This is a genomic window from Streptomyces sp. NPDC001492, assembly GCF_053597275.1.
Genome location: NZ_JBSFHW010000015.1, coordinates 193,869 through 201,297 on the forward strand (window position 1 = coordinate 193,869; position 7,429 = coordinate 201,297).

The window sequence follows — 7,429 nt, forward strand, 5'->3', positions numbered from 1 at the left end:
GCTTCCCCCGCAGTGCTGGTGCAGCCGGGCGCACGAAAGGACCGCGACAGGCAGCTACGGCAAGGTTCACGGCGCGACAACCGCCATGAGGTCACAGCTCCGTCCCCGGGCTCGATGCTCGCCTGCGGAGGCACGCGGAAAGGCCGAGGGCAGCACATGGGTGGGGGTATGAACCGCTCCGGGATCGGCGGAGGCTCGATGCGTTGACTCCAACCGCCGGTTGGGGCTGGTGTTGAGCGTAGTAGCAGAGGCCGATCCGGGATTCCATGAGGGCGTTGTCCGGGGCGTCCCCGACGGTGCCGATCGAGGCGTCGATGGCGGCCTCGAGAAGGTGGGCGGTGAACGCGAAAGACGTGTACTGACTGCCCGCATCCGATGATGAACCAGCCCCGGGCCAGCGGGAGTTCCGGCACGGTCCCGACGCCACAGCGCCATGTCCAAGACGTCGAGGACGAGCTCGGCCCGCTTGCTGGTGGAGGTGGACCAGCCGACGATCGCCCGGGAGAACACGTGGACGACGAACGCGACGTAGACAATCCCGGACCAGGTGGCCACGTAGGTGAAGTCGGCCACCCACCGCTCGTTCGGGCGGGACGCGGTGAAGTCGCGTCGCAGCAGGTCGACAGCCCGCTCGTGGCCGTCATCCCGGGTGGTGGTGCGGACCTTCTTCGTGTGGACGCGGCTGATGTGCCTCTTCAGTGTCAGCTGCCATGTAATTCGGCTCTGTCGGAGATCTGGTGACGGAGCCCGAGATTCACCCCAGCCGTCGTGAGTCCTCATGGGTACGGCGGCTGCGGAGAGTTGAGAGACTCCAGCTATGGGATCTTGGGGAACCTTGGGGCCAGCACTGTTGTCTCTGGCCGGTGTCGCACTCGGCGCCGCCGGGTCGCTCTTTGGCCAGTACCTCGTGTCGCGAGCGAGTACCCGGCAGCTCGAAGTGCAGGAATCAGCCGCGCACCGCGCGGAGCTGAAGGACGCAGTTCTGAAGTTCCTCAGCATCGCGTCACAGGTGGAGAAGGCGACGCCCACGCGCCCGGCCAGGGGCGGAGGAATAGTCAATATCTGTGGATCAAGATCTTTCAGTGCGTTTGTCGCATGAGTGATCTGGTGGTCAGAGGTCGTCCATGTTGGCGTGGGAGATGGCGGCTTCGGCGAACAGTCGGCGATAGAAGGGGCCGAGGCCGTCGGGGATGGCCAGGGACTGGAATGCCTCCTCCGCTGGCAGAAGACGGCGGTGGGCCATCTCAAATCGTGGGTCCCACGGAGCCAGACGCACCTCTGCTCGCCACATCGACCGGACCAGCACCAGCCCTTCCTCCGGGCCTCGCACGCAGACGCCCCGGCTGAACCCGAGAAGTCGGCAGTCCATCACCTCGGCGCAGGCTTCCTCACTGACCTCGCGGCGCATCGTGTCGAGCCACTGCTCATGCCGCTCGGGGCGACCGCCGGGCAGGCCCCATCGCTGTCCATCCGGGCTGACCACGACGATCCGATCGCCGGCGACGCACACCGCCTCCGCGCCGTGTGGCGTACCCGACGGCGGGTCAGAAGGGGGATACCACGCAACACGGCATTCCTGACCGTTGATGAATGCGGTGAAGTAGGCGCCATTCCCAGCAATGTCGTTCATGGTTCCCTTCCAGCGATCGGTTCAAGCAGCTGTGGGGACGAGGTCCTCGTCGGGGCGTTCGACGAGGTGAGGTGCATTCACATCCCGCCAGCGAGTCTGGGCAGACTCGACGAGCTTGAACACCATCGCGAGGGCTGCCGCGCGGGAGCCGGCACCTTTGGTGACCTTGGTACGCAGGCGGACGGTCGCGAACGTGGACTCCATGGGGTTCGTGGTGCGCAGGTGGCTCCAGTGCTCGGCGGGGAATTCGTAGAACGCCAGCAGCTCGTCCCCGTCGTCGGTGATCTTCTTGACGGCCTTGGGGAACTTCGCACCGTACTGCTTGGCGAACACCTTGATGGCCCGGGACGCGTGTGGCCCCACGCATAACCGCGCCCCGAAACTATGTCGTTCCACCACATGTGCCCCTGACCTGCACGTTCCTACGGTGTGCGAACACGTACCCGTCCCCACCGCGCACGAGGAAGTGGCGCACATGGCCTCCGCAACCACCGCTCCACCACCATCCGGCAACCTCAAGCGCATCGTCGCCGCCAGCCTCATCGGCACCACCATCGAGTGGTGCGACAACGCATCAGATCGGGGCCAGGACCTGCGGTGGTCCTGGCCCCGATCTGTGGTCGACTTCGCGATTCGCCGGCGCGCCACCGCGAGTGAGGCGCCGCCGCCCCCGTGCTCACGCGCGGGTGAGCAGCGGCAGGCTCCTTGCACCGGTCATGTGGTCGGCCTGCATGAAGGTGGGGGGCGTTGCGGGATCCGTGCGCAGCACAGGGAACCGGTCGAGGAGGATGTCGAGGACGATCCGGCCCTCCAGCCGGGCCAGCGGCGCCCCGAGACAGAAGTGGATACCGCGGCCGAAGCCGAGGTGCGAGTTGGACGTACGCGACGGGTCGAACACGTCGGGGCGCTCGAAGTGCCGCGGGTCGCGGTTGGCCGCCGAGAGCCAGAGCATGACCATCCGGCCCGACGGGATGCGCTGTCCCGCGAGTTCCACCTCGGTGGTGGTGGCGCGCAGGGCGAGTGAGAACGGGGTGAGGTACCGCAGCGTTTCGTCGAGGACGCCGGGAATGCGCGATCGGTCGGCACGCAGCAGGGCATGCTCCTCGGGGTGGGCGTCGAGGCAGAGCGTGGTGTTGCCGATCAGCAGCGTGGTGGTGATGTGGCCGGCGACCAGCAGGATGTAGGCGAAGTTCACCACCTCGTTGTCGCTGAGCCGTTCTCCGTCGACCCGGGCCTCGACGAGTTTCGTCAGCAGGTCCTCGCGGGGATGCCTGCGGCGTTCGAGGACGTGTACGCGCAGATAGTCGCGGAGCTTCGCGATGTTGTCCATCTGCTCCTTGAGGGCGAGCTCCTGCTCCTCGTCCCCCTCGGCCTTCAGGACGTCGATGGAGGCCTCCATCATCCGCTCCGCCCATCCCCGGAACAGGTCCCGGTCGGAGGCGGGGACGCCCAGCAGCTCGGCGATGACGATGACGGGCAGCGGGTAGGCGAGGTCGCCGACCAGCTCGATCCGCTCCTGTCCCTGCACCTGGTCGAGCAGCTCATGGGTGAGCTTGACGATCTTCGGTTCGAGGTCGGCCACCACTTTCGGGGTGAAGGCGCTGCTCACCAGATTCCGCAGCTTCCGGTGGCCTGGTGGATCCATCTGCAGGAGGTTCCCCTCCATCACCTCCGGGTCGACCTCGACGGCCAGGAGGTCCGCGGTCCCGGATGAGAACACCTTCGGATCGGCGAGGATCTGCTGCACCTCGTCGTAGCCGTAGACGTTCCACATCGAGGTGCGCTCGTCCAGGGCGACGGGGCTCTCGGGCTGTCGACCGCGCAGCCAGAAGTGGTGGGGGTGGATGCCCCAGCGGTCGAAGAGGGTGGTCATCGGGCAGTTCCTTTCGTTACGAGCAGCACGTTGCTCGGTCGAGTACGTGCGAGACGCGGTCCGGCCCGGCGGGGCCCTGCCGGTAGCCGGTGGAGGTCAGTCCCCGCGGTTGGGCAGACGGTCGCAGATCAGTCGGGCGACGAGTTCGGCCTGATGCTGCACGAAATAGTGGCCCCCGCCCGGAATGACCTGCAGCGACACCTCCCGGGCGTAGTACTCCCAGGCTCGGTAGCCGTTCGCGACGCCGTCCGTGGCCGGGTCCATGTCGCCGATGACCACGTGAAGGGGGCTGCGCAGCCGATTCCACCGGTCCGCCGTGTCGATCAAGAACCGAATGCCCTCACCCATGTCGTGGCGCAGGACGCGGAGCACGTGCTGCAGATCCCGTTCGTCGAAGGCGCGGTCGAACCCGCCCAGCGAGACCAGGAACTGGTGCAGCTCCTCGTCGCTGGAGTCGAGCGCGGCTTCGAGCGACTCGGGTGTCAGCTTCTCCGTAAAGGCCGCCAGGTCCCACGGCGCCCCCAGGTGGACTCCCGACGGAATCAGGCCGCGGTCCTCCAGCCCCCTGGCGACCAGAACCGTCAGCAAGGTGCCGGCACAGTGCCCGTACAGGCTGAACGGTCCCTCGACCGAGGCGGCGATCTCCTCGACCAGCCGCTCCTTGGACTCGGCCCGGCCCACCACGGGCTGGTCGGGCAGCACCGGGTCATGGCCTGGCAGGGCCACGGTCCACAGGTCGACATCCGGCGGCAGCTGATCGGCCAGCGGCTGGTACACGGTGGCGCTGCCGCCGCCGTAGGGGATGCAGACCAGGCTGTGCCGGGGATGCTCGCCCGCCGCTCGATCCGGGGTCAGCCGGTGCAGCCAGCGGTGCGCGGCACCGTCCTCGGGTGCCATGGCCAGGTGCTCGGCGAGAGCCCGCGGCGTCGGGTTCTTGAACACCGCGATCACGGAGAGCCCCTGGCCGATGGCACGGGCGAGCGTCACGGCCTTGAAGGAGTCACCGCCGATGTCGAAGAAGTTGTCGTCGACGCCGACTTCGGGGATACCCAGGACCTGGCTCCAGGCCTCGACGATCTGCCGCTCCCGTGCGTTGGCCGGCGGTACCACCGCAGCGGCCCTGCCCGTGCTGAGCACGGGGGCGGGGAGTGCCTTGCGGTTCAGCTTTCCGTTGGTGGTCAGAGGGATGGCGTCGATGAGGACATAGGCCGTCGGCACCATGTAGGAGGGCAGCCGATTCTTCAACGCGGCGCGGAGAAGGGCCGGTTCGAGGGTGACTTCGGTGTCTTTGGACGCCGGGACCACGTATGCCGTCAGCACGCTGTCTCCGACGGCGTCGGCGCGCACCAGGACCCGTGCCTCCGCCACGCCCTCCTGCCCGATCAGCGCCGCCTCGATCTCGCCCGGTTCGATGCGGAAGCCACGCAGCTTGATCTGGTCGTCCGCCCGTCCCAGGTACTCCAGTCGGCCGTCCCGTCGCCAGCGCGCCAGGTCGCCGGAGCGGTACAGGCGGCTTCCGGGCGGTCCGAACGGGTTGTCGACGAAGCGTTCGGCCGTCAGTTCCGGACGGTTGAGGTAGCCGCGGGCCAACTGACCGCCCGCCACGTATATTTCGCCCGCGACCCCGGTGGGAACCGGCCTGCGCGCCTCGTCCAGAACGTGGACCTCCAGGCCGGGAAGACCGATCCCGATGGTGCTGCCCGTGTGCTCCGCCACCAGCCGCCTGGTCAGTGCGAGATGGCTGACGTGCACGGTGGTCTCGGTGATTCCGTACATGTTGACCAGCGTCGGCGCGTCCTCGGCGTGGCGCTCGTACCAGTCGCCGAGCCGGGCCAGGTCCAGCGCCTCGCCGCCGAACACCACATACCGCAGGGACAGTTGACAGCCGAGGCCCGGCTCTTCCCGGTCGGCGCGCATCAGTTGGTAGAACGCGGACGGTGTCTGGTTGAGGACGGTGACCCGTTCACGTACCAGCAGTCCGAGGAAGTCCTGGGGGGAGCGGCTCACCTCGTACGGGACCATCACGAGGCGGCCGCCGTGAAGCAGCGCCCCCCACAGCTCCCACACCGAGAAGTCGAAGGCGTACGAGTGGAACATGGTCCACACGTCGTCCTCGTGGAAGCCGAACAGGCCCTGGCAGGCGGTGAAGAGGCTGAGGACGTTCCGGTGGGTGACTATCACGCCCTTCGGTCGGCCGGTGGAGCCCGATGTGTAGATCACATACGCCGCGTCTGTGGTGCCGGCCTGTGCCGTGCGCTCGGATGCGTCGAGGTCATGGCCCGGCAGTGCCGCGAGCGTCGCCTCCGTCCCGGGTTCGGCAAGCAAGACGAGGGGCACACTGCTCTCCGGTAGCCGGTCGGCGACGGCATCCGTGGTGACAAGGAGCTCGGGACCCGCGTCCTCGAGGATGTACGCGATCCGGTCGGCCGGGCTGTCCGGATCGATCGGGACGTACGCGGCCCCCGACTTCACGACCGCGAGCAGTGTCACGACCAGGTCGACCGAGCGAGGCAGGGCGACGGCCACGAACCGGCCGGGCCCGGCACCACGGCCTGTGAGGAGCCGCGCGAGCCGGTTCGCCCGCACGTTGAGCTCGTCGTAGTCGAGTATGGTCTCGTCGCAGGTCAACGCGGGGCTGTGGGGCCTCTTGGCCGCCTGTGTCTCGAAGGTCTCGGCCAGCGTGGCCTCCAGCACCGCATCGACCGGCCCGCCGGCCCGTGCCCACGCCGCCAACTGCTCCCTCTCGGCCGCGTCCACCACGTCGACCTGATCGACCGGCAGCGTCGGGTCGGCCACCAACTGCCGCAGCACCCGCACGAACCGGTCGGCAATCCGCTCGACCGTCTCGCGGTCGAAGAGGTCGGTGGAGTACTCGACCAGGCCCTCCACCCTCCGCCCGTCCGCACCGGTGGACTCCGTCAGGTTGAAGAGCAGGTCGTACTTCGACACACCGATCCGCGCCCCCATGAACTCCGCTTCCACACCGGGGAGTTCGAGCGCCGCCCGGGTGACGTTCTGCCAAGCGAACATGACCTGGAACAGCGGGTGGTAGGCGGTGGAGCGGTCGGGGTTGAGCACCTCCACGAGCCGCTCGAACGGCACGTCCTGGTTCTCGTACGCCGACAGCGCCTTGCCCCGGACCTGCCCCACGAGCTCGGCGAAGGTCGGATTGTCTGCCAGCTCGGCCCGCAGCACCCAGGTGTTGACGAAGATGCCGATCAGGTCGTTCAGGGCCTCGTCGGTGCGGCCGGCGATCGGGGAGCCGATCGTGATGTCGTCGCCCGCGCCGAGCTTGCGCAGCAGTACGGCGAGCGCCGACTGCATGACCATCGAGACGGTCGCCTCCCGCGACTGCGCCAGCCTCTCCACGGCGATCAGAAGTTCACCGTCGACTGTGAAGTCGATCAGATCGCCGCGGTGGCTGGACTGCTCGGGCCTGGGGCGATCGGTGGGCAGTTGGATCGGCTGGGGGACGTCCGCCAACTCCTGCCGCCAGTAGTAGGACTGGCGCGACAGGAGACTGGACGGGTCGGCCGCGTCACCGAGTAGTTCGCGCTGCCACAGGGTGTAGTCGGCGTACTGGACGGGCAGCGCGGCGAACTCAGGTGCCTGCCCCTCACGGCGTGCGGCGTAGGCCGCCGAGAGCTCTCGGATCAGCGGCGCCATCGACCCGCCGTCCGTCGCGATGTGGTGGATCACGAGGGTGAGGACGTGTTCGTCGGGACGGGTGCGCAGGATGCGGGCGCGTAGGGGGATCTCCGAGGACAGATCGAAACGGTAAGCGGCCGCCTCAGCGAGGGCATCCGGGATGCGCTCGGCGGGCACGTCCACCACGGGAGTGTCGAGGAGTGCCTCGGGGGCGGGGAGCACCTGCTGTGCGGGGGTTCCGTCGGCGTCTTCGACGTAGATGGTGCGCAGGCTCTCGT

At 68.1% G+C, this 7,429-nt stretch carries 4 protein-coding genes and 1 pseudogene; all 5 read right to left on the reverse strand.

Annotated elements, in window-relative coordinates:
* Positions 1-66: 66 nt before the first annotated feature.
* Complete coding sequence (locus ACWC1K_RS21135; RefSeq protein ID WP_450833305.1) at positions 67-999, reverse strand: DDE-type integrase/transposase/recombinase; 933 nt, start codon at positions 997-999, stop codon at positions 67-69.
* A 112-nt stretch (positions 1,000-1,111) separates the two neighbouring features.
* Positions 1,112-1,630 (reverse strand): NUDIX domain-containing protein, encoded by a 519-nt coding sequence (locus ACWC1K_RS21140; RefSeq protein ID WP_450833292.1) that lies wholly within the window; start codon positions 1,628-1,630, stop codon positions 1,112-1,114.
* Between the two features lie 60 nt (positions 1,631-1,690).
* Positions 1,691-1,981: pseudogene (locus ACWC1K_RS21145) on the reverse strand (transposase); the annotation flags it as partial.
* A gap of 325 nt (positions 1,982-2,306) precedes the next feature.
* Positions 2,307-3,503 (reverse strand): cytochrome P450, encoded by a 1,197-nt coding sequence (locus ACWC1K_RS21150; RefSeq protein ID WP_450833294.1) that lies wholly within the window; start codon positions 3,501-3,503, stop codon positions 2,307-2,309.
* Positions 3,504-3,599: 96 nt separating this feature from the next.
* Positions 3,600-7,429 (reverse strand): non-ribosomal peptide synthetase (locus ACWC1K_RS21155; RefSeq protein WP_450833295.1); only part of this gene is annotated, 3,830 nt, incomplete at its 5' end.